Below are 25,139 nucleotides of genomic sequence, written 5' to 3' on the forward strand. Positions count from 1 at the left end.
GGTGGTGACCGAAATGTAGAAAAAATATTACAGAATTGTATTCGCCATGTTGGGGTCCAGGCGCGCCGTCGTGTGCGGGGCTGGTCCGTGGCGGTTGCGGGAAGACTATCGGGCGAGGATTCTGAGCAGGAGGTCACCCGCCAGGGGGCCGAGTTTGCGGCCCAGTCCCTTGAGGCGGATGGGGCGGCCAACCACGAAATCCGGGGGCAGGGTGACTTCGATGGTCTTGGGACCGTCCGAGAAGGTTTGCTCCACGGTGATGCGCACCTTGCGTCCCGGAATCAGGTTCATGGCCGGAAAAAAAACCGTCTGCTCGTGGTCCATCTGTCCCTTGAACCAGGACTTGACAGAGCCTCCGAGCCCCTTGGCAAAATCGAAACCGATGGTCCTGTTGCCCAGATGGAGCTCAAGCTTGCGCTTCTTCAGTTCAAGCGGTCCCTTGTAGCCGGGCTGATCCTTGCGGATCTGGCTGTAGATGTCCTCGAAGACCTTGCGGGCAAAGGGGTCGTTGAGGATGGTCTTGAGGACTTCCTCTTCCCTGTAATAGAAGTGCTGCTGCCGGGAGCGGGCCGAGTTCTTGTCCGCAGCCTGCGGTTTTTCGCGCTGCTGGCGCGAGTAGGCGCGCGCGCCCTGGGCGCGGCTGGCCCTGGTGGGCTCGTCTTCGCCTGTGCCCTGGCCGGTCGTTGCGGATTGTCCGCCGTTGCCGTTCTCCAGCAGTTTCTTGGCCGTGACGTAGGCTTCGTTGATCTCGCGGAACTTCTCGCTCGCGCCGGGGGCGCTGTTGAGGTCCGGATGATGGGCAAAGGCGAGCCGACGGAAGGCCGACTTGACCGCGCCGAGTTCCGCTCCCGCATCGAGCTTGAGTATCCGGTAGCATTCCTGGAGCGTCATTGATCAACCTTTATCTGTGACCAATCTCGATCGGTGACGAATCAGTCCGGGATCAGTCGTCGGAGAGCAGCGCATTGGGTGACGTGTCGGGATCATAGCGCAAAAGGCCTTCGCTGCGCAAATACAGCTTTCCCTGGCGCACGAACTCGGCGTGTCCGGCAGCCGGATTCACTCCGGGGCAGTAATCCTGGACCATCTCCCAACTCGTCTCGTCCACGAGGTTGCCCCGGAAATAGGGCCAGGCGCGGCAGATGTCGGGCCTGCCGGGATGCACGCCGCATCCCTGGTCGAAGAAGACGCAGAAGCCGTCATCCCCGCAGGTCAGGTGGAGCTTGCCTCCCCGCGTGACGGCGAAACGCTCTACAAGCGCCTTGGGGCTGATGCCCAGGTGCTCGGCTAGGCGCGCCATGTCTTTGTCGGTCAGGACGATGCCGCCCTCGCCCTGGCAGCAGTGGCCGCACATGCGACACTCGAAGGCCTGCGCGGTCACGGGCGGACACCGAGACGGGTCAGCTCCACCTTGAGGCAGCGGTCCTCGATCACCTGGATGGGGGTGTGGGCCAGGATCTGCCGCGCCTCAGGGCTGAACACGCCGGACTGCATCCAGAAGAACGTGGGCAGGGTCTGCATCTCCAGCACTTCCTCGGCGTGGCCGGGGCAGAATTGTCCGTTGCGGAACAGGTCCACCACGTCCACGGCCACCGGGATGTCCGCGACGCTTCTGAATGTCTCAAGGCCCCAGACCTCTGTGCGGGTGGGGTGGACCGGGATGATGGTGAAGCCCATCCTGATCATTTCACGGGCCACGCCGTCCACCGGGCGGCCCGGCTTGTCCACCGCGCCGATCACGGCGATGGTCTTGACCTCGCGGAGCCGGGCGGCTAGTTCTTTTTCATTGATCAGCATTCTGCGTTCCTCGCTTGGGAACGTCCTTTTACAGCAATCCATCCACAATGCCTAGTCGTTATATAGCAAGGAGTCCCCATGTTCGAAGCCATAGCCCGCATCCCAGCCGAGGAACTCGCCCGCCGTCACGCCGCCCTCAGGAAGCATCTTGAGGCCGTGGCCCCCAAGGCCGGCGGGATACTCGTGTTCTCGCGCCTCAATATCTATTATCTGACTGGGACGTCGGGCCAGGGCGTGCTGTGGCTGCCCCTGTTGGGCGAGCCGGTGCTCATGCTGCGCAAGGGCGTGAGCCGCGCCCGGCTCGAGGCGGGCGTCAGGCACATCGTGCCCTTCAAGTCCTATTCCGAGTTGCCCGGCCTGTGCGCCGACGCGGGCAGCCCCATGACGCCGGTCCTGGCCGCGGTCATGGCCGGGCTCACCTGGCAGCTCGGCACTTTGCTGGCGGCCAAGCTTTCGGCCCACACCCTGGTGTCCGGAGATCACGCCATGGCCCTGGCCAAGATGGTCAAGTCCGAGTTCGAGCTTGAAATCATGCGTCGCTGCGGCGACAAGCACCACCGCAGCCTCTACGACATCCTGCCCGGCAGGATCAGGCCGGGCATGACCGAGCGGGAGGTCGCGCATCACGCCTGGGCGGTCTTTTTCGAGCACGGACACATGGGCATCCTGCGCATGCAGGCCCACGACGAGGAGTGCTTCCTGGGCCATGTCTCGGCAGGGGATTCCGGCAACTATCCCAGCTCGTTCAATGGTCCGCTCGGCCTGCGCGGCGAGCATCCGGCTGTGGTGCTCATGGGCAACGCGAAGACCGTATGGCAGCCGGGTCAGCCCCTCATGCTCGACATCGGCTTCCAGATCGAGGGCTATCACACGGACAAGACCCAGGCCTATTTTGCCGGGCCGGTATCGGCCATTCCCGACGCCATCCGCCGCGCTCACGATTTCTGCATCGAGGTGCAGGACTGGGTGTGCGACAAGGCCAAACCCGGCGTGACCCCTGCCGAGCTCTACGCGGGCAGTCTTGACATGGCCAAGCGTCGCGGTTTTGCCGAGGGATTCATGGGGCTTGACGACAACCAGGTACCCTTTGTCGGGCACGGCATCGGCCTGACCATCGACGAGTTTCCAGCCATTGCCAGGGGATTCGACCTGCCCCTTGAGCCAGGCATGACCCTGGCCGTGGAGCCCAAGCAGGGCGTGCGCGGCGTGGCCATGGTCGGTGTGGAGAACACCTTTGAGATCACGGCCACGGGCGCGCGCTGCATCACCGGCGACAGCTACGAGATGGTCGGGGTGGAATAGCCCTTATGCCTTGACAGCGGCCCGCATCATCATGGTGACCACCAGATGGTGGAAGGGGCGGATGAGGGCGAAGTAGACCGGACCGGTCCAGTGGGCATGGCGGACGATGGTGCCGACGTGGAACCGGTTGATCCCGTCGCCCATCCACTCGCGGGCCACCAGCAGGTCTGCCCGCAGGTGCTTGTCCGCATGGTGCGCGGCGAGGTATTCGCCGTCGCGGCCACAGGTCACGGTAAAGAAGTGGCAGGGATCGCCCGGTGTGAACGAGACGGACTCCGGGGTGATCTCCGGCAGGGGGACGGACTCCTGGCGCATGCCCAGCATCCGGACCAGGACCGCCCTGGCCCGGTAGAGCAGGACAAGCCACCATGGCCGATAGGTCATGAACCTGGCCAGGAAAAGGCGCAGGTCCATGGGTGCGTCCACGAACTTGACATCCACATGGTCCGCCCCTGCAAAAAGGGGCGCGAGGTCGGGGATGGATTTCAGATAGTCGTCCGGGATCATGATTGCACCTTTTACCCCGTATCTCTCCGCTATTCGTAGGCCGCCTCGAAGATGGCCACGACATCGTCCATGGACATGGAGACCGGCGTGAGATCGAAGAGGTGGCCCATGGTGGTCAGGGAGGTCTCGGCCAGGGCCGGTATCTCCTCGCGGGTAACGCCGTAGTCCGAGAGCTTTTCGTCGCCAAGCCCCACCGCTTCGATGAGCGCGTCCAGGGCGTCGAGGAAGGCCACGCCCGGCACGTCCTCGTCCAGATCCTCTTGCAGGGTGTCGCCCATGGCCAGGGCCAGATCACCCAGCCGGTCCTCGCCCGCAGCGGCCAGGAAGCCGAAATACGCCTTGGAGATCATGACCAGCCCGGCCCCGTGGGGCATGTCCGGGTGCAGGGCCGACAGGGCGTGCTCCAGCGAGTGCTGCGAGATGCAGCTGGAGTAGGATTCGCAGAGCCCGGCGGCGGAGCTGGCCCAGGCCATGACCGTGCGCGCCTCCAGGTTGTCGCCGTCGGCCACGGCCTCGGGCAGGGTGTGGGCGATGAGGTGGACGGCCTCCAGGGCCAGCATGTCGCTGGCAGGCTGGCGGCAGGTGGCCAGATACGCCTCGCAGGCGTGGAAAAAGGCGTCCATGCCCGTGTACGCGGTCTGTTTGGGCGGCAGGGAGACCATCAGCGCGGGGTCCACGATGGACAGGTGCGGAAAGGTGGAGTCGTTGCCCCAGCCGATCTTTTCGCCGGTGGCCGAGCCGGACTTGCTGACCACAAGCCACGGGTCCGCCTCGGTGCCGGTGCCTGCCGTGGTCGGGATGGCGACGATGGGCAGGGCCGGATGCTCCGGCGTCTGACCACCGCCCGTGCCTGACTGCATGTAGTCCCAAAGCTTGCCGGGGTTGCGGGCCATCAGCGCGATGGCCTTGGCTGCGTCGATGGACGATCCGCCGCCCAGTCCGACCACGAAATCAATGTCCTTTTCGCGGCAGATGGCCGCTGCCTCGTCCACGGCGTCGGATTCCGGATTGGGCCGGATTTTGTCGTAGATGATGGTCTGCACCCCCTGTTTGGAGAGCATCCCCTGGACGCGCGCGAGATAGCCGAGGCGGAGCATGACGCCTGACTCGCCGATGACCACCATGGCCTTTGTGCCGCGCGGCAGGTGGGCAGTGTCCGAGAGCTGGTCAAGGGTGCCCGGGCCGAAGATGAGGCGGGTGGGCATATAGTATTGGAAATTGAGCATGCAATTCTCCTGTTGGTTGCGTTCCGCTACTTCTCCCACGATCTCAATATGTTTTCAAGCTGAGATCGGGTGTAGAGGTCGCGCAGCACCAGTGGGGAGGTGTTTTCCTCGCCCGGCGTGAACAGGGCCGCCGTCGGGATGCTCATGCTGCCCAGGGCCTGGAGCAGGGCCTCGCCCTCCATGTTGCGTTCGGTCAGGTCCACCTTGATGAACGTGATGTTGTACGCCTCTTTCCACGCAGCCACGTTCTCCGGCGTCAGGACCGTGGCTTCGAGCACCTTGCAGGTGGGGCACCAGTCGGCGGTGAAGTTGACAAAAAGCCGCTCCTGGCCGATGCGGCTGGCGAGCTGCACCGGGTCAAAGGGTTCCCAGGCCGTGTCCGTCACCTGGGCCGGGGTGGTCCAGACGACCATGGCCACCAGCAGGGCGAGACAGCCTGTGCGCACGGTCCACCGCATGGCCGGGGCAGAGGGCCGGGTCTTGATCCAGAGCCAGCCGCCAAGGCCCAACGCCCAGAGCGGGGCCAGGATGCGCAGGACTCCGCTGCCAAGGGCGATGCCCACGAGGTAGAAGGCGGTGCCGATAAGAAAGAAGGCGATGGATTTCTCCACATAGGCGATCCAGGGACCGGAGCGCGGCAGGAAGCGCGAGAGGCGCGGATTCAGGGCCATGAGCAGGTAGGGCGAGGCCATGCCCAGCCCGATGGAGGCAAAGACCGTGGCGATGACCGCTGGCCCCTGCACCAGCGACCAGCTGAGCACGCCGCCCAGGAATGGCCCGCTGCACGGCGTGGCCAGCAGGGTGGTCAGGTTGCCGGTGAAGAACGCCTGCACGCGTGGGCTGGCGCTCTTGACCCCGAATTTCAGATCTATGATCGGCAGATGGAACAGGCCGAACAGGCTCAAGGACAGGACAAGGATGACCCCGGCCACGGCCAGCACCAGCCATTGATTCTGGAAGAGCGCGCCCCAAGCCTGGCCCGTGACGCCCAGCACTGCGGCCAGGAGCATGAAAAAGGCGATCACCCCCAGGGCGAAGAAGGCGTTGTGCTCCCGGAAGGCGCTGATCCTCTCGCTCTCTTTGTCGATGGACGAGGAATTGAGCAGGGCCGAGAGCTTGAGGCTGACCACGGGCAGGACGCACGGCATGATGTTGAGGATCAGCCCGGCCACAAGCCCCATCAGGATGGCCGAGACCAGGCCCGCCACCTCCAGGCCGGGTTGCAGGTAGACCGGGGTGAAGCTCCACTGGACAAGCTCCGTCGCATCGGCCCCGGCCTGCGGCGCGGGGGACAGGCCGACCGTGCCCGTGCCAGTATCTGGCGAGGGCGAGGCCATTTCAGTCGGGGGCGTGGCCGCCAGGGCCACGAGGGAGGGCCACCAGGGCTGCTCGTCGGCGCGCGGCAGGGCGGCGGTGTCCAGTCCTGGGTCGCCAAAGGCGAGGTTGCGCCGGAAGGGCACGCATTTGGTCGGGTGGCACAGGAGCAGGTCGAGCTGCATGACCGCCGGGAACGGCTCGCGGCTGGCTGTGGGAACACCGGCGAAGAGGCGGATGCCGCTGGGGTAGGCATTGACCATGACAGAAGGGTCAAAGGAATCGGGCTTGGCAACCCCTGCCGGGTAGATGGGGACGATGGGCAGGGTGTCTGCCGTGGCCCCGGACAGGCTGGTGGGCTTGCCCATGCCGCCAGGGTCATCGGCATAGGTGTACCAGTCAGGGTCCATGTCCAGGGTGATGGTCAGGACGTATTGCCAGTCCAGCCCGGCCTGCGCCCTGGCTGCGTCGGTCAGCGAATACGCCTCGACGGTGGTCCGGGCAGGGGGCTGGGACGGTGCTGCCTGGGCCGGGCAGACACATCCGGAGAGGAGCAGCGGGAGGACCAGAAACAAGGTGAGAAATGGCCTGGTTAGATGCATTTTCGTCCTGCTGGAAAAAATTGAGAATTAGTTGTTGACAAATCCTGGCCCGGCTTATAGTTATTCACTCCGTTGCGCGGGAACGCGCAGCCCGAAGTGGGTCACTAGCTCAACTGGCAGAGCAGCGGACTCTTAATCCGGAGGTTCAAGGTTCGATTCCTTGGTGACCCACCACTTCGATCACAAGGCCCGGCGCAAGCCGGGCTTTTTTTGTTTTCGCAGTTTGGGTTTTGTCTGCCGTGGTTTGGGAATTCAATGTGTTTCACCGTGTCAATATACCTGCCGGGGTACCTAGTGGCAAGGGCTTGCTTTGGATTTCGGCTCGACAGGCATGTGTCTGGATTCCATGCGAAAGGGCCGGAACGATCGCTCCGGCCCTGATGCGGCGCTTTCCCTGACCGGGCGCGCCATCGGCTGGGTTGCTTTTGTCTGCTAGCCGCCGAACCAGCCGGGGCTGATGACCTCAAGGGCCTTGGTGTAGTGGACCCGCATGTTTTCCAGCTTGCTGCCGATCATTTTCTCCTGCGCGCTGAGGCTTGTGGGGCAGGTCTGCTGCATTTGCTCGGCCACGGCCTCAAGCTCCCGCATGGTGGATTTGAGCAGATTGACCGTATCGGTCAAGTCGCCGCTCGGCTCGGCGGCCAGGATGTCGTAGAGCCGGGCCTTCCAGCTGTTGATTTCCATTTCGAGCCCCTTGCAGTAGTGGGCGACCGCCGCTTCCTTGCCAGCCTCGTCATAGCAGCCGTCTATCCCCATGCAGCTTGGGCACGGTCCAGGGTAATCCATGTTTGGCATCGGTTCCTCCAGGTTCGGGTTGTACTTTCCTCCACCCTATCCCATCCCGAAGGGAGGGGCAGTATAATCCGTCATGATCAGGTCGGCGCATCACACATTATAATGCCGGACGCGTTTTGCGCCCGGCGCGGAAACAAAAGGCGCCCGCAGTTTCCTGCGGACGCCTCGATTGTCTGTTTGGGCCGTGTGCTACTTTTCTTCGCAGCCGCCGTCAGCCATGAGCTTGAGGGCTTCGTAGCGTCTGGAGTAGTCTTTTTCGATCTCCGCCCTGAACTGCTTGGAGAATTCCGGGTAGAACCGCTCCAGCATGGCGTAGCGGTTCTCGCCGGAGAGGAACTCCTGGAGGGTGCCGTCCGGGGCCTTGGATTCGAGCAGGAAGGGGTTCTTGCCCTCGTCGGCCAGGAGCGGGTTGAAGCGGTAGAGCGGCCAGTAGCCGGAGTCAACAGCCAGCTTCTGCTCGAACTGGGTCTTGCCCATGCCCTTCTTGATGCCCTGGTTGATGCACGGGGCGTAGGCGATGATGAGCGACGGTCCCTTGTAGGCCTCGGCTTCCTTGACGGCCTTGAGGAACTGCTGCTTGTTGGCGCCCATGGCCACCGAGGCCACGTAGACGTAGCCGTAGGTCATGGCCATGCGCCCCAGGTCCTTCTTGCCCGTGGTCTTGCCCGAGGCCGCGAACTTGGCGATGGAGCCCAGCGGCGTGGCCTTGGACGACTGGCCGCCGGTGTTGGAGTACACCTCGGTATCCATGACCAGGATGTTGATGTCCTTGCCGGACGCGATGACGTGGTCGAGTCCGCCGTAGCCGATGTCGTAGGCCCAGCCATCGCCGCCAAAGACCCAGACCGACTTCTTGGTGAACAGGTCGGCCATTGAGGCGATCTCCTTGAGGAGCTGTTTCCTGGCACCCTTGAGGGCTTTCTTCAGCGCGTCGCCCGCCTCGCGCGACTGGTCGGGATCGTCGCGGCCTTCGAGCCACTGGTTCAGGGCGGTTTTGACCGCGCCGGTTTCGCTTTCCGCGGCCTGCTTGGCCAGTTCGATCAGGTGGGAGCGTCGCTGGTCGATGGCCATCTCGATGCCGAAGCCGAACTCGGCGGCGTCCTCGAACAGGGAGTTGCCCCAGGCCGGGCCGTAGCCGTCGCGGTTGACGCAGTACGGCGTGGTCGGCGCGCTCGCGCCCCAGATGGACGAGCAGCCCGTTGCGTTGGCAATGACCATGCGCTCGCCGAAGAGCTGGGTGATGACCTTGACGTAGGGCGTTTCGCCGCAGCCAGCGCACGCGCCGGAGAACTCCATGAGCGACTGGCGGAACTGGCTGCCCTTGACCGTGTCGCGGCCAAAGGCGTCCTTGTAGGCAATGGTCTGCGAGAAGTCGAAGTTGGGTGTCTGGACCGGAGTCTGGCTGACGATGGGCTGCATGACCAGCGCCTTTTCCTTGGCCGGGCAGACGTCGGCGCAGTTGCCGCAGCCCATGCAGTCGAGGGTGTTGATCTGGATGCGGAACTTCTGGCCCTTGACATCCTTGCCCACGGCGTCGAGCACTTCAAAGGTCTTGGGGGCCTTCTTCAGCTCGGCGGGGTCGGCCAGCACGGCGCGGATGGCCGAATGGGGGCAGACGAACGCGCACTGGTTGCACTGGATGCAGTTGTCCTTGAGCCATTCGGGCACGCTGATGGCCACGCCGCGCTTTTCGAACCGGCTGGTGGCCGAGGGCATGGTGCCGTCGTGCGAAAAGGCCGAGACAGGCACGGTGTCGCCTTTTTGGCCCAGCACCGGGCGCATGACACTGGTCACGTATTCCGGCTCGTCGCGTCTGGCCGGGGCGTCGTCCTTGAGCTTCTTCCACGAGGCGGGGACGGGTATCTCGACGATGGCGTCCACCGCGCTGTCCACGGCGGCATAGTTCATGTTGACGATCTTGTCGCCTTTTTTGCCGTATTCCTTCTTGATGCCGTCCTTGAGCAGAGCCACGGCCTTGGCAAAGGGTATCACATCCGCCAGTTTGAAGAAGGCGGTCTGCATGATCATGTTGATGCGCCCGCCGAGGCCCACCTTTTGCGCGATCTTGACCGCGTCCACGGTGTAGAATTTCAGCCCCTTCTGGGCGATGGTCCGGCGCATGGCAACGGGCAGGTGGTCGTCCATCTCCTTGGCCGTCCAGGGACAGTTGAGGACAAAGGTGCCGCCGTCCTTGATCCCTTCGAGGATGTCGTAGACGTTGACGTAGCTCGGGTTGTGGCAGGCGATGTAATCGGCGTCGGTGATCAGGTAGGTGGACTGGATGGGCTTCTTGCCAAAGCGCAGATGCGAGATGGTGATGCCGCCCGACTTCTTGGAATCATAGGCGAAATAGCCCTGGGCATAGAGTTTGGTGTTGTCGCCGATGATCTTGATGGCCTGCTTGTTGGCGCCCACCGTGCCGTCTGCGCCAAGGCCCCAGAACTTGCACTGCACCGTGCCCGCAGGCGTGGTGTCGATGACCTCGGCCACGGGCAGGGAGGTGTTGGTGACATCGTCGGTGATGCCCACGGTGAAGCCGTGCCTGGGCTTTGACAGGCTGTCGAAGACTGCCTTGACCATGGCCGGGGTGAGTTCCTTGGAGCCGAGGCCGTAGCGGCCACCGACGATCTTGGGCGCTTCCTTGCGGCCTGCGTAGGCGGCGCAAATGTCGAGGTAGAGCGGGTCGCCCAGCGCGCCGGGTTCCTTGGTCCGGTCGAGGACAGCGATCTTTTTGACGGTCTTGGGGATGACCGCGAGCATGTGCCTGACGGAAAAGGGCCGGAACAGCCGGACCTTGACCAGCCCGACCTTCCTGCCGCCGGCATTGAGGGAGTTGACCACTTCCTCAATGGCCTCGCAGCCGGAGCCCATGGCGATGATGATGCGGTCCGCCTTGGGGTGGCCCACATAGTCGAAGAGCTTGTACTTGCGTCCGGTCAGCTTGCCGACTTTCTTCATGGTCGCCTCGACGATGGCCGGGATGGCGTCGTGATAGGCGTTGGCCGCCTCGCGGCCCTGGAAATAGATGTCCGGGTTCTGGGCCGTGCCCCGGATGTTCGGGTGCTCCGGGTTCATGGACCGGGCGCGGAAGGCGGCCAGCTTGTCCTGGTTCAGCAACGGTTTCATGTCCTCGTAGTCGATGACCTCGATCTTCTGGATCTCGTGCGAGGTGCGGAAGCCGTCGAACACGCTCATGACCGGGAGCGACGCCTCGACAGCGGCCACGTGGGCCACCAGGGCGAGGTCCATGACCTCCTGGACCGAGTTGGAAAAGAGCATGGCGAATCCGGTCTGGCGGCAGGCCATGACGTCCTGGTGGTCGCCGAAGATGGACAGGGCGTGTGCGGCCACGGCCCGGGCCGAGACATGAAAGACGCCGGGCAGGAGCTCGCCGGAAATCTTGTACATGTTGGGGATCATGAGCAGCAGGCCCTGGGACGCGGTGAAGGTGCAGGTCAGCGCGCCGCCCGCGAGCGAGCCATGCACCGCGCCCGCCGCGCCCGCTTCGGATTGCATCTGCCGGATCTGCACCTTCTGGTCGAAGATGTTCTTGCGCCCCTGTGCGGCCCATTCATCGGCGATCTCGCCCATGGGCGTGGATGGCGTGATGGGGTAGATGGCCGCCGTCTCGGTCATGGCGTAGGCCACGTGCGCAGCGGCGGTGTTGCCGTCCATTGTCTTCATTTTCTTGGGCATGTTCTCTCTCCGAAGTTTTGTGTTGGACCGGTACCGGCACGGTGCGGGTTCATTGGGCGCAGGCCGGTGTCGCGACCGTCGGAACGGGAACCCGAAGCATATTTTTTCGCCTTTTCCGATGTGAGGGTCAAGCCCTTTCCATGCCGTTGCCCGGCCAAACATGACCGTTCACCAATTGGCAGCGGGAAATCGCGGTGAACGTCCGTCTCGGCCCCCTGGACGCCGTGACTGTTTCATTCCTTGCCAACAGGCCGTATTTGCGATCAAACTGCACCATCCTTTCCGCAAAGACGACGATGCCCATGGCCGAAAGCACGCATACCCGGCGCAGCAGCCCCCTGACCGCAGTTCTGGCGAGCGGATTTCTCGCCGCGCTCGGCGTCGGGCTGTTCTCCTTCACCCTGCCCCTGGTCAGCCTGGACGAGCGGGTGGGTGGGGCGTGGCTGGGCAGCGGGTTTGCCGGGTTCTTTCTTGTCCGGCTGCTGATCGCGCCCCTGGCCGGGTGGTGGGCCGACCGGGTCGGCGCGCGCCTGCCCCTGCTGCTCGCCTCGGCCCTTGGGGCGTGCGCCCCGCTGGCCCATTTCATCCATCCCGGCCTTGGCACCCTCTACGGTGTCCAGTTCATCCTCGGCATGGTTTCCGGGCTCTTCAGGCCCGTGGGCATGGCCGCCCTTGGCGGCACCGTGAACCGTGAGCGGCTCTCCCATTGGTTCGCCGTGCACGCGCTGCTGTTCAACGTGGCCATGTTCATTGGCCCGCTGGCCGGGGGCGCGCTCTACCTGGGCAGGCGCATGGAGCCTGTCCTGCTCGGCCTTGGCGCCTGTATGCTCCTGGCCTTTCTCGTCGTGCTCCTGTTCCTGCCGGGCAAGGCCGGGGCGGGGACCGTGGCCGAGGCGGCGGCCAGCCCCGGTCCGCGACCCAGTCTGCGCCCGAGTCTGGCCGACTGGCTGGGCGTACTCCTGGCCGTGGCTGGCAGGACGCTCGGCGTCGGTCTGGTTGCGACCTTCTATCCCATCTATCTTTCCGCGATTCTGGGGCGCAACGGTCTGGCGGTGGGCCTGCTCTTTTCCATCCCCAGCCTGGCCGTCTGCCTGGGACTGCCCGTGGCCGTCCGGGTCTTTCGCGATGTTCCCCATGGCGTGCTCACGGTCTGGGGCATGTCGGTCAGCGCGGCAGCCCTGTTCGCCATCGGGGCCAGTTCCGAACCGTGGCAGCTGGCGGTGTTTGGCGCGGCCATGGGGCTTGGCACTGCCGTGTCCGTGCCCGCGTCCATGTCCCTGGCATCGAGCCTGTCCCCCAGGCAGGGGCAGGTGTTTGGCGCGGCCCACGTGGCTTCGGGCGTGGGGTTTGTGCTCGGCCCGCTGCTCGGCGGGGTGGTGGTGCAGCAGACCCATCAGGTGGGGATGGTCTTTCAGATGGCGGCGGTCATCGGCGGGCTGTGCTGCACGCCGCTGCTGGCCCGCATGCTCATGGAAAGACTGCATTACGGGCGTGCGGTGGCTCTGTCGGTTGCCGGGCTGTGCGCCCTACTGCTGGCAGGCGCTGGCGGGGTGATGGTCGATGCGCAGATGCGGGCTGCCGGCCCGTCGCAATCGGGCCTCTACCGGCACACGGATGTGGCCATGGGCACGGTGGTCAACCTGACGCTGGCCACGGACAGTCGCAAGGCGGCGGACGATGCCGCCCGGCGGTGCATCGGCCTGATGCGCGAGTTGCAGGCGGACTATGACCATCGCAACCCGACGGGCTCGGTGGGCCGGATCAACCGGGCGGCGGGCAAGGGGTGGGTCGAGCCAACCCCGCGTGCCCATGCCCTCATCCGCCGGGCCGTGGAGCATGGCCGGGTCAGCAACGGGGTGTTTGATCCCACCATCGGAGCGCTGACCACCTCGCCCATGTACTATATGATGGACGAGTCCCTGGCCCGGTCCATGAAAGGGCTGGTGGACTATCGGCTCGTGAATTTCGAGGAGGGGACAGGTCGGGTCCGGCTGGAGCGCCAGGGCATGGCCCTTGACCTGGGCGGCATTGCCAAGGGGACGATCATCGATGCCGCTGTCAGGCTGCTGCGCACACTGGGCGTCGAGGCGGGCATTGTCGAGGCGGGCGGCGATTTCTACGCCTTTGGCGACCGCGACTGGAGCGTGGGCATCCGCCATCCCCGCGCGGACACGGTCCACCGGACGGTCACGGTGCGCGAAAGGGCGGTCTGCGGCTCCGGCGACTATCAGCAGTTCGTCATGCTGGAGCGCGATGGCCGGACCACGCTCAAGCACCACATCATCGACCCGGCGGACATGGAGCCAGCCCAATCCTCCACCGGGGTGACGGTCATCGCCCTGAGCGCGGAGCTGGCCGACGCCCTGGCCACCACCCTGTTCATCATGGGGCCGGACCAGGGCGCGCGCTTCGTGCGTGCGCAGTATCCCGGCGCGTCGGCCCTGTGGTTCGGCCCGGACCTCACAGTGACCGAGATGGCGGGATTCCCCGAATAACCAAGCGCCTCGGTTTGGACTATCTTCATCCCCTGTCAACCTTCCCTTTTGCCCTTGCAAGACCCCTTTTTCGCCTACCGCAACGGCCAACGCACGCCCCATGCCATGCAACGCGACGACGGGCAAGGCTTCACCCTGCACTGTGACCAGATCGGCTCCCTGCGCGCTGTTGCCGACCAGGGCGGCAACGTGATACAGGAAACCCGGTACGATCCCTTTGGTGGCATCATCGAGTCCACCAACCGGGCCCTGCGCATCCCCCTCGGCTTCGCAGGCGGCCTGCACGACCGGGATCTCGGCTTCGTCCGTTTCGGCTGGCGGGCCAAATCCGTAGGTTCGCGGATTTGGGCGTTGCGGTCTTCCGCAACGCCCCGAAAGGGTGAGGGCCAGGGACGGCCCGAATCACTGGTCGCTGGACCGCCCCGACCCTTTGGGCGATGCGGACTGGTATTGGTGTTGCCTTAAATGACCCCGTGAACGGGGTTGTCCCGCTGAGTTTTTGGTCGGATAATTGGTGTTTTTTCCGGTTTAGGCATAACTTGTGGAGCAGGTATGGATGTACTTGAAAGCCTAGTCCCTTGGGGAGTAATGATTGTTTTCCTCATGTTTCTTTTTGGTCTTTGTAAGACGTATGAAAAAGCTGGCTATGAAGCATATGATATGTTTTTACCATTTAGATACATGGATTTATCTGGATTGCCAAAGATTGCATTTTTGGTATTGTTGTTGCCATTCATAAATATTATTTTTTTTATTTATGTGTCGTATAAAGTTGGTATTCGCTTCGGCATGAGTAATAGAATGTCAGCTCTTCTGTCTATGCTTCCATTCATTCTATTCTTAATAACTGGTTTTTCAAAAAAATACCAATATATGGCGTAAGAGAAGAGTATGATGCTTTTTAAATATGATAAGTCTACAGAGGCTGATAGGCGCAGGAATCGTTTTCGTACCTGTTTTCGCTTAGTATGGTGTTATCACTGGTGCGGTGGTTTTGGAATTTGTTGAGTGGGTAGGGGAGGGGAGAAGTGAAAGTTGTAAGGCAAAAGAATTTACTTATGGACCAATCCAGGGGTTTCTTGAAAGTATTTTCTGTATCAATTTTTTTGGTAGCGTTTTGCAGCGTTTCAATTGCTCGCAGTGATATAGATGTTAATCTTTTTTTGAACGACGCATTTAAGTATAGCCGCATAGTCTCAAAATGGGAAACCGGAATAAGGTATGGGGTGATTGGTTTGAATGATTCTGAGCTAAGGATTTTTGGTGAAGTTTGTTCTGATTTTGCCAAGGCTGCCGATGTCTCAATTGGCAAAGAAGAGATTGATGTAAATGCACTTTTTGTATTTTCGTCAGATATTAAGAAGGATTTGGCCAGAAACAACATTTACTTACTATTTCGACAAGATAATGAACTCTACGAAAGCTATCTTGATAGAATCGGCAGTCATTTGTCAAATGATATCATCGCAAAAGCGGTAATTGAGAAAAGCTCAATAATCAATTTTTCCGTAGTTGTTGATAAAAATCTTATTCCAGAAAATATTTACGGGCACTACTCAAAACTTGTTATGATGATGCTATTCGGTGTATTAAACCAAAGTGGTGTCGTATCAAGCTCTGCATTGAATTATGATGTTACAAATTATTCCAGTGTTTCTGATTTTGATAAAAAATTTGTTGGTATTTATTATGGCAGTGACATTAAGCATGGGATGAGTGTTCAAAATGCGATTGAAGTAATTCGTAAGAACTTTTCTCAAAGCGGAAATGTGAGATAAAAACAAAGACAGTTGGTCCACGCATTCTATGTTCTATCCTGTTCGTTGCATTGGCTACTCAATTGACGATGGTGCCAAGGAAATTCCGTGTGCCGGTTTGCGCATTGTTTGTGCGTGTCGCCACTTGTCTTCGAGCCACCCACCTACTTCTCCACAGCGTACCCGGCGCGGTCCCAGGCGGTGAAGCCGCCGGCCAGGGCTCGGACGTCCCAGAAGCCGTGGCGCTGGAGGTAGGAGGCCGCGATGTTGGAGCGGTAGCCCGAGGCGCAGTAGAGGATGTGGTGCTCGTCCTCGTTCAGGTCGAAACGCCCCGCAAGGATGTCGCTTAAGGGAACGTGCCGCGCGCCGGGGATCCGGCCCTGGGCCAGTTCGCCGGGGGTGCGCACGTCCACGAGGCTCAGGGGTTTGCCCTGCTCCAGTTGGCTCTGGACCTCCTGGGCCGAGTCGATGGACAGCCTGTCCACCGGGCGGCCACTGTAGACCCATGCTGAAATCCCGCCCTTGAGGTAGCCGTGGATGGTGTCGTAGCCTATGCGGTGCAGCTCGGTGCGCATCCGCTCGTAGTCGTCGCTCGAATCCACCACCAGCAGCAGGTCCGCCTCGGGCTCGACCACCATGCCCACCCAGTTGGCCAGGGATGGCTCGAACCCGATGTTGAGCGAGCCGGGGATGTGGTATCCGGCAAAGGAGGCGGTGTTGCGCACGTCGATGACCACGGCCCCGGCGAGCATCTTCTGCTCGAAGCGGTCCGGCTCCATGGCCAGATCGATGGGGCAGCGCTCCAGCAGGGTGGCCCCGGCGGCGTTGGTGGCGATGATGTGGCTGAAGCTCTTGGGTCGCGCAGGAAAGCTCTGGCTCATGGCCAGGCGGAAGGACTCGAAGTTGTCAAAGGTGAGCATGGGGTTGTGCCGCCGCTCAAAGCCGAGGGTGGAGTTGGGCTTGGAACTCATGCCGCGCCCGCACAGGGAGCCAGCCCCGTGGGCCGGGAAGACCTCCAGGTGGTCCGGATACTTGGCCAGCTTGACGTAGAGCGAGTTGTAGAGGTTGGAGACCTGCTCGTCGAGCCTGGCCCCGCCCACAAGGTCGGGCCTGCCGATGTCGCCCACAAACAGGACATCGCCGGTGAGGATGAGCCACGGCTCCTCGCCCCGGCTGAAATCGGTCACCAGCAGGGACAGGGCGTCGGGCGTGTGGCCCGGCGTGTGCAGCACCTCAAGCCCTGCGTTGCCGATCGTGAGCTTGCGGCCTTCCTTGAGGGGGGTGAATTTGAACCTGACCGGCGAGGTCTCGAACATCATGATCTCGCAGCCGGTGAGCGATTTCAGCTCATGGGCGCCGGAAACATGATCCGCATGGACATGGGTGTCGATGACACCGGTGATGCGCATGCCCTCCTCGCGGGAGATGTCCAGGTAGTCCTGCACATCCCGTTTGGGGTCCACCACGACCATCTCTCGCGCTGCCGGGCAACCGATGACATAGGAGAAGCACCCAAGGCCAGGGGTGAGTATCTGTTTGAAATACATGGTGGCTCCTTGTGGTAGAAATAACTACTTTCACAAATAGTGTAGGCACAAAGAGTGGGTTGCGCAACTCCTTGGCGCAAAAAAAGTTTGAGCTATTCGAGTTGCGCCGACCGGTCGCGCATCCGTTTGGCCAGATCGTCCAGGGCATCGGCAGCCTCGGCAAAGGCGGCGGTCCGCTTGTCCGGGTCGGTGAGTACGCGGCGGTACGACCACTGGGCCAGATAGAAGAGGTCGGAGTCGGGGCAGCCAGGGCAGGCGTCGCGCATGCGGGTGATGATGGACTCCCTGACCTGTTCGCGCTGGAGGATGGCCTGCTTGAGGCGCTGGCCGGTCTCGGCTGTGTCGCGGCCCGTGTCGATGGACTGCTGCAATTGCAGATTGGCCCGCTCCACGGCCTTGGCCGCGCCGAGATATTTGCCCGCCAGTTCGGTGATGGCCGGGTCGGTGTTGACGGCTCTGAGCGCGCTGGCCGTCTGCTCCGTCCGCTGGGCCACGAGGCGCAGCATGATAGCTGTCTCGGCCTTGGTCAGGGTGCGTTCCTCGATCGTATCGCCCACCGTATAGGTGCGTTCGTCCAGGGTGGCAGAGTCCACGAGGTGGGCCATGAGGACCGGCGCGTACAGCTCGTGCAGCATCCTGATCATGCCCGGCGTGAACACGTAGTCGAGGACAGCCCGGCGCGATGCGCCCAGGTCGTCGCCGGACACGGAAAAGCCCGACAGCTCCTGGCCGAAGAGGAGGTTGAGGGATTTGATGGTGATGGTCGTGGCCGGTGCGCCCCGGCTGCCCACGGGCTGGAATCCGGCCAGCAGGGAGTCGGTCAGGGTCTCGACAAAGGTCAGGGTGACGGTCCCGTCCTCGCGGATTTCAATGGCCTGTCTGGGCATGTCCGGTGCCGGTTCCTCCGCAGGAGTGGCGTTGCGCGCCATGGCGTCTATGGCCGAATAGTCGGGTGTCGGGCTTTGGCCCGTGTTGACCCAGGCCGGGGCAGTGGCGTTTTTGTCCGAAGGGGTCGCGACCTCCTGGCGGACAGCCGGTCCCTCGGATGCGGACCGGGACAGGATGAGATAGGCTCCGGCGGCCAAGGCCACGGCGCAGCCGAACAATATGGCGGCTTTCTGGCGTTGATGCAATGTGGGCCTCCTTTTGCTGCCAGGCTAGCAGCTTACTCGTGCGTTTTCCAGGTGTAATCGTTGGCTTCGTTGGCATCGGCGCAGGTGATTACGCTCTCGCGCAGGGCTGCCCAGGTCAGGGTGCCCTTGCCCGCCTGCTCGCACATGCTGCGCATGCCGGAATAGTAGTCGAGCAGTTGCACCATCCGGTTGAGTTCCAGCCGTCCTTGCGCCCCAAGGCGCAGGAGTTCGTCCTTGAGTTCGTGGTAGGTGTCCTGAAGGTGGTCCAGCGATCGTTTCAGCCCGGCAAATTCCGGCGCGCAGGGCGTGTGGGCCACGTTGAGGATATCGCGCACCTCGCGGCGCATGACCCGTGCGGCGCGGAGCCCGCTGCCCGGAATCTGGTGATCGAGCAGGATGTGATCGTGAGAAATTTTCTCCATGATCTTCGAAGTTTTGTCGAAGTATTGGACAACCCTGAGCACCTTGGGCAACCGGGCGCTCACGGCCAGGGGCAGGTCGGCGTTGCCCAGTTTTTCGCAAAACCGTCTGATGGCCTCAATGAGAGAATCCAGGGTGGTCTTGTCCCGGATGAAATCCTTGTGGCGGAACTTGGAGGCCAGCCCCTTCTGGGCCATGAGCCGGGTCATTTCGCCCAGGCGTCCAAGCTCCATGAACAGTGCCTCTATGGCCATGGTCGGGGCCTTGAGCACATTGTCGTCCAGGTAGACGGGTCGTCCCTGCTCGCTGTCGTCGTGTCCGATGCGCCTGTCCAGAAAGGCCACCAGCCGGGGCGTCAGCGGCAGGAAGATGAGCACGCCCAGCAGATTGAACCCGGTGTGGAACAGGGCGAGGATGGTGGCGGTCCAGGCGATGGGGTCGGCGGACAGGGCCCTGACCCCCATGATCAGGAGCGGGATGAGGAATACGGCCACGAACCCTGTGCCCAGGTTGAAGAGGATGTGGGCGGCGGCGACCTTTTTGGCGTTGCTGGTGGCCCCGATGGCAGAGAACATGGCCGTGGAGGTGGTGCCGATGTTGGTGCCCACCACTCCGGCAGCCGCGCTTTCGAGCGGGATCAGGCCCGACATGGCAGCGGTGATGATCAGTGCCATGGCCGCGCTCGAACTCTGCATGAGCAGGGTGAGCGTGGCTCCCACGGCCACGAAGATCAGAATGTCCGCAGTGGAGCCGAGGTGCAGGGAGGACAGGTCCAAGTCCCTGCCCACGCTCAGAAAAGACGACTGCAACACCTCGATGCCGAGAAAAAAGATGCCGAAACCGGTCAGGGCGTCGCCCAGGTGCTTGCGCCGTGTTTTCCTGTTGGTCAGTCCCATGAACGCGCCGATGCCGATCATGGGCAGGGCCAGGGCCTTGACCTCGACGCTCACGCCCACGGCGGCCACGATCCAGCCTGTGACCGTGGTGCCGATGTTGGTGCCGAAGATGACACCCACGGACTGGCCCAGGGTCATGAGCCCCGCGTTGACAAAGCCGATGACCGCCACGGTGACCGCGCTCGACGACTGGACCAGGGCGGTGATCATGAAGCCGGAGAAGAGGCCGTGCAGCGGAGTCCGGGTCCATGTGCCGAGGATGGTGCGCAGGGCGGGGCCGGCGGCGTTGCGCAGCCCCTTGGTCATCAGTCCCATGCCGATCAGGAACAGGCCGATGCCGCCGATCAGGCCGGCCAGCAGCGAGAGGGTCATGGAGCTGGCTGCCCCCTGTGAAGTTTCATCATGACCTGAAGATTAACAAGTTGAAATGATGAAGTAAACAACATTCGCTTGTGCGGGGTCAGTCCAGGGTCCGGCGGTACCGCTTGAGGCCCAGGGCCACGACCACCAGCCAGAAGAGCAGGATGGGCCAGACCGCGTGCAGTGACTCGGCCAGCCCGTTGCCCTTGAGCAGGATGCCCCTGATCAGGCGCAGGTAGTGGGTCAGCGGCAGGATCGAGCCCACGGCCTGTGCCCACTGCGGCATGCCCCGGAAGGGAAACATGAACCCGGACAGGAGCAGGGACGGCAGGAAGAAGAATATGGACATCTGCACGGCCTGGAGCTGATTGCGGGCCACGGTGGAGATGGTCACGCCCACGGACAGGTTGGCTCCGATGAAGACGATGGACAGGGCAAAGACCAGGGGCACGCTGCCATGCATGGGCACGCCGAACAGGAAGCGGGCGGCCACGGTGATGAGTGCCATCTGGATGTAGCCCACCAGGATGTAGGGAACGATCTTGCCGAGCATCACCTCAAGGGGTTTGATGGGCGTGGAGAGCAGGTGCTCCATGGTCCCCCGCTCAGCCTCGCGGGTGATGGCCAGGGAGGTGATCATGACCAGGGTCAGGGTCAGGATGACCCCCATCAGGCCCGGCACGATGTTGTACTGGGTTTCGGCCTCGGGGTTGTAGTCGTTGTGGATGCGGATATCGACCGGGGATTCCCCTTGATTGAGCCGGGCGTTCGGCCCGGTCAGCTCCTTGGCCAGGGCGCGCCGGACGATCTCCGGAAAGGCAGAGGCCGCGTTGCCCGTGGCTGTCGGGTCGGTGGCGTCCGCTTCGAGCAGCAGCACCGGCCTGTCGCCGCGCAGGAGGTCGCGTCCGAAGTTCTCCGGGATGGTCAGGCAGAACTGGACCCGTCCCTCGCGCAGCAGCCTGACGGCGTCATCGCGCGAGGCCGGGTGCTCGGTCACCTCGAAGAAGGTGCTTGTCTGCATGCCTGCGGTCACGGCCCGCGAGAAGCGGCTGTTGTCGCCGGAGAGGACTGCCGTGGGCAGATGGCGCGGGTCGGAGTTGATTGCGTAGCCAAAAAGGATGAGCTGAATGATGGGAATGCCGATCATCATGGCGAAGGTCAGTCTGTCCCTGCGCATCTGCACGAACTCCTTGCCGACCATGGCCGCGAACCGATTGAAGGAAAAGCGGCTCATGTCCGACCCTGCCCGCTGCGCTGCATGAGGTCTATGAAGACCTCCTCCAGGCTGGTCCCGATGTGCGACCAGTGGTAGGGGGCGGTCTGGAACGGCATCATGGACCGCTGCGCCAGTTCGGGCGTGCGGGTGCTGACGTGCAGGGTGTTGCCGAAGGCCACCACCTGGTCGACCCCCTCCAGAGGTTTGAGCCGCTGCGAGAGGGCGTGCAGGTCGGCTTCCCGGCCTGCGGCGGGATCGGCTGCCACACTCCAGGTGGTCAGCCCGGAGTCGGCCACCAGTTCGCCGACAGTGCCTGAGGCGAGCAGGTCGCCGTAGGCGATGTAGGCGAGGCGGTGGCACCGTTCGGCCTCGTCCATGTAGTGGGTGCTGATGAGGGCGGTGATGCCCTGGGCCGCGAGGATGTGGACCTGGTCCCAGAAGTCGCGCCGCGCGCCGGGGTCCACCCCCGCCGTGGGCTCGTCGAGCAGCAGCAGCCTGGGCGAGTGCAGGGTGCTCACGCCCAGGGAGAGGCGCTGCTTCCAGCCGCCGGACAGGTTTCCGGCCAGATGGTGCTCGAACCGGCCAAGTGCCATCCGGTCAATACACTCCGAGACCACGCGCGCCGGGGCTTCGAGGTCGAAGACCCTGGCCGCGAAATCAAGGTTCTCGCGCACGGTCAGGTCCTCGTAGAGGCTGAACCGCTGGGTCATGTAGCCCACGTGGGGCTTGATCCGGTCGGCCTGGGTCAGGATGTCGTGGCCCAGGCAGGTGCCGCTGCCCGAATCCGGGCGCAGCAGCCCGCAGAGCATGCGGATGGACGTGGTCTTGCCCGAGCCGTTGGGGCCGAGGAACCCGTATATCTCGCCCCGGCCTATCTCCATGTCCAGCCCGTTGACAACGACCTTCCCGGCAAAGGACTTGGTCAGCCCCCGGACCTGTATGACGGTTTCATGGGTCATGGCGGGGTCGCTAGCGGGGCAGGGCCGGGATGGTCACGTCCACGGGCTGGCCCGGATGCAGGGACGGCGCATCGGCCAGGGCCGGTCTGGCCCGGATCATGAACACCAGTTTGGCGCGGCTCTGGCTCGAATAGATCACGGGCGGGGTGTATTCCGCGCTGGGGGAGATGAAGGTGATGGTGGCGGCCACCGGCTGGGGCGCGCCGTCAAAGGTGACCTGGACCTCCTGGGCCGGCGCAAGCGAGCCGACTACGGCCTCGGGCACGAAGAACCGGATTTCGATGTTTTCCGGTGGGAGCAGGGAGACCAAGGGCTGTCCGGTAGCCACCCATTCGCCCACCCGGAAGAAGGTGTCGAAGATCAGCCCGTCAGCGGGCGCGACCCGTGTCTTCTGCCCCAGGTTCCACAGGGCCTGATCGAGCGCGGCCTGAGCCTGGCGCACCTCGGCCTCGGCCACCAGCACCTGACCGCTGCGTGCGCCCAGCCGCGCCGTTTCCAGCTCGGCGTTGATCTCGCGGACCCGGTGGGTGGTCTGGTCAAAGTCGTTTTTGGCCTGGTCCAGCTCCTCCTGGGATATGGTCTGTTCGCGGATGAGCTTGACCCGGCGGTCGTATTCGATCCTGGCCAGGGTGGCCGCGGCCCTGGCCTGTCTGAGCCGGGCCTTGATGGCTGCGATCTCGGACGGGCGCTGTCCGGTTTCCTGGTCGGCTAGGCTGTCCTGGGCGCGTTGCAGTCCGTGCCGGGCATCGTCCACGCTCGCCTGCTCGTACTCGTGTTCCAGGACAAAGAGGGGGTCGCCCTGGCGCACCTGCTGGCCGCGGACCACGGAGAGCGCGTCGAGGGTTCCGCCAAGCGGGGAGGCAATGTTGACGAATTCCCCTTCCACATAGCCCTGGAATCTGTTGGCCGGATTCTCGGAACAGGCGGCCAGGATCATGGCCAGGCCAAGGGTCAGGAGAATGGTCTGGACCATCGGGATGATCGCGGGTGCGAGTCTTGGCGCGAGTGTTGCGCCGGGAGGTGTCTGGCGTCCGGTATTGGTCATCTGTGACCAATAATACGCCAGCATAAGGCAAAAGACAACGGACGGGAGAGGGGCGGCGTAGCCCGGGCGGGATCAGCTGAAGTAGCGGTTCTTGTCCTCGCGTTCCTTGGCCGTGTCAAAGTCGATGTTGATGATCGGGCGATCGGCGGCCCTGGTTTTGAGCCGGCGCGAGATCAGGATGAAGGCAATGAGTCCGCTGCCGCAGAGAATGAGGGTGGTCATGGCAAATGTATTCATAGGGGGGAACGTTTATCCGAATCCTCAGGGTGTATCAAGGGAATTCGCTTCTCGCGGCCCGTCGTGCAGACAGCCCCACCGGCGGACACTTTGGAGAGTCATAACATATATTTCAACTCATAGCCGCAGGTGGGATAGGCCCAGACTGTCTCCTTGACCCTGGACAGGGGAATCTCCTGCCGGATGACGAGGGCGAAGAGATTGATTATCTCCTCGGCATTGTGTCCGAGGATGTGCGCGCCGAGGATGCGGTCGCCCGGCTCGTCGATGAGGATCCGGGCCTTGCCGAATCTCTCGTTGAGCCGTTTCCACGAGAAGGAACCGGCCAGATCGGTTTCCCGGACCGTGAAGTCCAGGCCCAGCTGTTTGGCGTCGGATTCCAGCAGTCCGGCCCCTGCCAGGGGCGGCAGGGTGAAGCAGACGCCGGGAATGCCCGTGTAATCGACCTGGGCAGAATTGGGATGCAGGATGTTGGCCGCTGCCACCTGTCCCTGGATGGTGGCCACCGGGGTCAGGGCCGGACCTTGGTCGGCAACGTCGCCTACGGCGTAGATGTCGGGATTGGACACGCTCTGCATCCGGCTGTTGACCGCGATGCCGTCCTGACCGTATTCAACGCCTGCCGCGTCGAGGCCGAGCCCGTCGATGGCTGCCGTGCGTCCGGTGCAATTGAAGGCCATGTCGGCTTTAAGGGCTGTCTCGCCACGTTCGCCGCAGATAATGCGGTATCCGGAGGCTGTCTGCTCGACTCCCTGGACAGGGGCGTTCAGCCGGACATCGATCCCGGCGGCCCGCGAGGCTTCGACCAGTTCCTGGGTCAGCACGGGGTCGAATTGACGCAGGACGCGGTCGCTGCGGTTGAGGAGCGTCACCTCGGCCCCGGCCTGACGGGCGATATGCGCGAATTCAAAGGCGATGAATCCGCCCCCGATGAAGATGATCCGGCGCGGCAACGTCTTGAGGGAGAGAAAATCGTCGCTGACCGGCATCCCTTCGCCGCCGGGGACCGGCAGGGGGCTCGGCTTTTGGCCCACGCACAGGCAGATGTGCGGTGCGCTGAATGATTCGCCGTCAACAGCCACCTCGTGAGGGCCGACGAGTCTGGCCGAACCTATCCGGGTGTCGATGCCCTTGTCCCCATAGGCCTTGCGCGCCTTGGCCGGGACCGGGTCCACAAAGGATTGTTTGAAGCGCATCAGGTCCGCCCAGTCCACCGAGACGCGACCGGAAAGGCCGCTGCCGAGCATGGCCGAGGCCGCGCGGACTGCCTCCGCGCCGCTCATGAGCGCTTTCTTGGGGTTGCAGCCGCTCAACGGGCAGACGCCGCCAAAGGCTCTGGCCTCGATCAGCATCACCCGCCTGCCCGCTTCGGCAAGAGGCGCGGCCACCGCGCCGCCCGCCGGACCGCCTCCCACCACTATCACGTCGTATTTCTTCATGCTTCCCTCGTGTGTCTGATTGGTCTACTATTAAGCATACATGAAATAAGCCGGGAAATCACGGCCAACCGAAAATTGTCGGCAGATAGTTGCGGGACCGCAAGGTCGCATTGGAGCCAGATCGGAGGATTGAAGTGCATGGATCGGACGACGGAAATGGCGCAAACCGGCCCGGACAATGCCCGACTGAGCACTGGTCGCGACCAGGACTCTCGCACCGATGCGGGCCGGGCCGCAAAAGGAAAAAGCTGATACGGAGGTTATCCATATCAGCTCTTGATTTCCTTGGCTCCCCAGCACGGACTTGAACCGCGAACCTAGTGATTAACAGTCACCCGCTCTGCCAATTGAGCTACTGGGGAACATTTAGCCTTGAAGCGAAAGAGTGTTTAAACA

Annotated in this window: 20 protein-coding genes, 2 tRNA genes and 1 pseudogene; 6 read left to right on the forward strand and 17 right to left on the reverse strand. The window is 62.9% G+C overall.

Translation table 11 applies throughout. The features are described 5' to 3' along the window. Nucleotides 1-105 precede the first annotated feature (105 nt). From DAES_RS06930 to DAES_RS06940, 3 genes are read right to left on the reverse strand one after another with little or no spacing between them, the layout of a single operon-like run. Nucleotides 106-891 carry a J domain-containing protein gene (locus DAES_RS06930; protein ID WP_013514320.1) on the reverse strand — a complete coding sequence of 262 codons (786 nt, stop codon included), beginning with the start codon at nt 889-891 and terminating at the stop codon, nt 106-108. A gap of 52 nt (nt 892-943) precedes the next feature. Then, entirely contained in the window at nt 944-1,381 is a 438-nt protein-coding gene (locus DAES_RS06935) for a YkgJ family cysteine cluster protein (protein WP_013514321.1), read from the reverse strand. Then, nucleotides 1,378-1,797 (reverse strand): CoA-binding protein, encoded by a 420-nt coding sequence (locus DAES_RS06940; RefSeq protein ID WP_013514322.1) that lies wholly within the window; start codon nt 1,795-1,797, stop codon nt 1,378-1,380. Before DAES_RS06940 ends, DAES_RS06935 begins: the two co-directional genes overlap by 4 nt. A gap of 78 nt (nt 1,798-1,875) precedes the next feature. Here DAES_RS06940 and DAES_RS06945 point away from each other — a divergent pair, with 78 nt between their 5' ends. Further along, entirely contained in the window at nt 1,876-3,099 is a 1,224-nt protein-coding gene (locus DAES_RS06945) for a M24 family metallopeptidase (RefSeq protein ID WP_013514323.1), read from the forward strand. A gap of 3 nt (nt 3,100-3,102) precedes the next feature. Here the strand turns inward: DAES_RS06945 and DAES_RS06950 are convergent, their stop codons facing one another. Genes DAES_RS06950 through DAES_RS06960 form a run of 3 tightly spaced genes read right to left on the reverse strand, consistent with a single transcriptional unit; the run spans nt 3,103 to nt 6,748 of the window. Further along, the gene (locus DAES_RS06950; protein WP_013514324.1) at nt 3,103-3,606 is read right to left on the reverse strand and encodes a DUF2867 domain-containing protein; all 504 of its coding nucleotides are present in this window, start codon (nt 3,604-3,606) and stop codon (nt 3,103-3,105) included. Nucleotides 3,607-3,635: 29 nt separating this feature from the next. Then, complete coding sequence (locus DAES_RS06955; RefSeq protein WP_013514325.1) at nt 3,636-4,832, reverse strand: iron-containing alcohol dehydrogenase; 1,197 nt, start codon at nt 4,830-4,832, stop codon at nt 3,636-3,638. A gap of 26 nt (nt 4,833-4,858) precedes the next feature. Then, nucleotides 4,859-6,748, reverse strand: coding sequence for a cytochrome c biogenesis protein CcdA (locus DAES_RS06960; protein WP_013514326.1), 1,890 nt, complete (start codon nt 6,746-6,748; stop codon nt 4,859-4,861). Nucleotides 6,749-6,846: 98 nt separating this feature from the next. Between DAES_RS06960 and DAES_RS06965 the strand changes: the two genes are divergently transcribed. Next, nucleotides 6,847-6,922: transfer RNA gene (locus DAES_RS06965), tRNA-Lys, on the forward strand. A gap of 258 nt (nt 6,923-7,180) precedes the next feature. On the opposite strand, the gene DAES_RS06970 is transcribed toward DAES_RS06965, so the two are convergent. Further along, on the reverse strand, nt 7,181-7,543 hold the full coding sequence (locus DAES_RS06970) for a hypothetical protein (RefSeq protein ID WP_013514327.1): 363 nt from the start codon (nt 7,541-7,543) through the stop codon (nt 7,181-7,183). A gap of 189 nt (nt 7,544-7,732) precedes the next feature. Then, entirely contained in the window at nt 7,733-11,239 is a 3,507-nt protein-coding gene (nifJ, locus tag DAES_RS06975; RefSeq protein ID WP_013514328.1) for a pyruvate:ferredoxin (flavodoxin) oxidoreductase, read from the reverse strand. 302 nt (nt 11,240-11,541) lie between these two features. On the opposite strand from nifJ, the gene DAES_RS06980 reads away from it, so the two are divergent. The 4 genes and pseudogenes from DAES_RS06980 to DAES_RS17570 all read left to right on the forward strand — a co-directional run bounded on the left by DAES_RS06980 (nt 11,542) and on the right by DAES_RS17570 (nt 15,512). Continuing rightward, on the forward strand, nt 11,542-13,734 hold the full coding sequence (locus DAES_RS06980; protein ID WP_236608479.1) for an MFS transporter: 2,193 nt from the start codon (nt 11,542-11,544) through the stop codon (nt 13,732-13,734). A gap of 69 nt (nt 13,735-13,803) precedes the next feature. Next, a pseudogene (locus DAES_RS06985) lies at nt 13,804-14,225 on the forward strand (RHS repeat domain-containing protein); the annotation flags it as partial. A gap of 61 nt (nt 14,226-14,286) precedes the next feature. Further along, on the forward strand, nt 14,287-14,616 hold the full coding sequence (locus DAES_RS17565; protein ID WP_157864820.1) for a DUF5684 domain-containing protein: 330 nt from the start codon (nt 14,287-14,289) through the stop codon (nt 14,614-14,616). Nucleotides 14,617-14,762: 146 nt separating this feature from the next. Beyond that, nucleotides 14,763-15,512, forward strand: coding sequence for a hypothetical protein (locus DAES_RS17570; RefSeq protein WP_013514331.1), 750 nt, complete (start codon nt 14,763-14,765; stop codon nt 15,510-15,512). A gap of 143 nt (nt 15,513-15,655) precedes the next feature. On the opposite strand, the gene DAES_RS06990 is transcribed toward DAES_RS17570, so the two are convergent. The 9 genes from DAES_RS06990 to DAES_RS07025 form a co-directional block, all read right to left on the reverse strand. After that, nucleotides 15,656-17,038: an MBL fold metallo-hydrolase gene (locus DAES_RS06990; RefSeq protein ID WP_013514332.1), complete on the reverse strand. Its 1,383-nt coding sequence runs from the start codon at nt 17,036-17,038 to the stop codon at nt 15,656-15,658. A 92-nt stretch (nt 17,039-17,130) separates the two neighbouring features. After that, on the reverse strand, nt 17,131-18,171 hold the full coding sequence (locus tag DAES_RS06995; RefSeq protein WP_013514333.1) for a hypothetical protein: 1,041 nt from the start codon (nt 18,169-18,171) through the stop codon (nt 17,131-17,133). A gap of 32 nt (nt 18,172-18,203) precedes the next feature. Continuing rightward, nucleotides 18,204-19,859 carry a Na/Pi cotransporter family protein gene (locus DAES_RS07000; protein WP_013514334.1) on the reverse strand — a complete coding sequence of 552 codons (1,656 nt, stop codon included), beginning with the start codon at nt 19,857-19,859 and terminating at the stop codon, nt 18,204-18,206. An 88-nt stretch (nt 19,860-19,947) separates the two neighbouring features. Beyond that, on the reverse strand, nt 19,948-21,081 hold the full coding sequence (locus DAES_RS07005; RefSeq protein WP_013514335.1) for an ABC transporter permease: 1,134 nt from the start codon (nt 21,079-21,081) through the stop codon (nt 19,948-19,950). After that, nucleotides 21,078-22,022 carry an ABC transporter ATP-binding protein gene (locus DAES_RS07010; protein WP_013514336.1) on the reverse strand — a complete coding sequence of 315 codons (945 nt, stop codon included), beginning with the start codon at nt 22,020-22,022 and terminating at the stop codon, nt 21,078-21,080. The genes DAES_RS07005 and DAES_RS07010 overlap by 4 nt, the downstream gene beginning before the upstream one ends. A gap of 10 nt (nt 22,023-22,032) precedes the next feature. Continuing rightward, the gene (locus DAES_RS07015) at nt 22,033-23,067 is read right to left on the reverse strand and encodes an HlyD family secretion protein (protein ID WP_236608480.1); all 1,035 of its coding nucleotides are present in this window, start codon (nt 23,065-23,067) and stop codon (nt 22,033-22,035) included. 72 nt (nt 23,068-23,139) lie between these two features. Then, complete coding sequence (locus tag DAES_RS17575; protein WP_157864821.1) at nt 23,140-23,289, reverse strand: hypothetical protein; 150 nt, start codon at nt 23,287-23,289, stop codon at nt 23,140-23,142. A gap of 113 nt (nt 23,290-23,402) precedes the next feature. Continuing rightward, entirely contained in the window at nt 23,403-24,743 is a 1,341-nt protein-coding gene (locus DAES_RS07020; RefSeq protein ID WP_013514339.1) for a dihydrolipoyl dehydrogenase family protein, read from the reverse strand. 286 nt (nt 24,744-25,029) lie between these two features. Continuing rightward, a tRNA-Asn gene (locus tag DAES_RS07025) sits at nt 25,030-25,105 on the reverse strand. Between the last annotated feature and the right edge of the window lie 34 nt (nt 25,106-25,139).

Source organism: Pseudodesulfovibrio aespoeensis Aspo-2 (assembly GCF_000176915.2).
GTDB lineage: Bacteria > Desulfobacterota > Desulfovibrionia > Desulfovibrionales > Desulfovibrionaceae > Pseudodesulfovibrio > Pseudodesulfovibrio aespoeensis.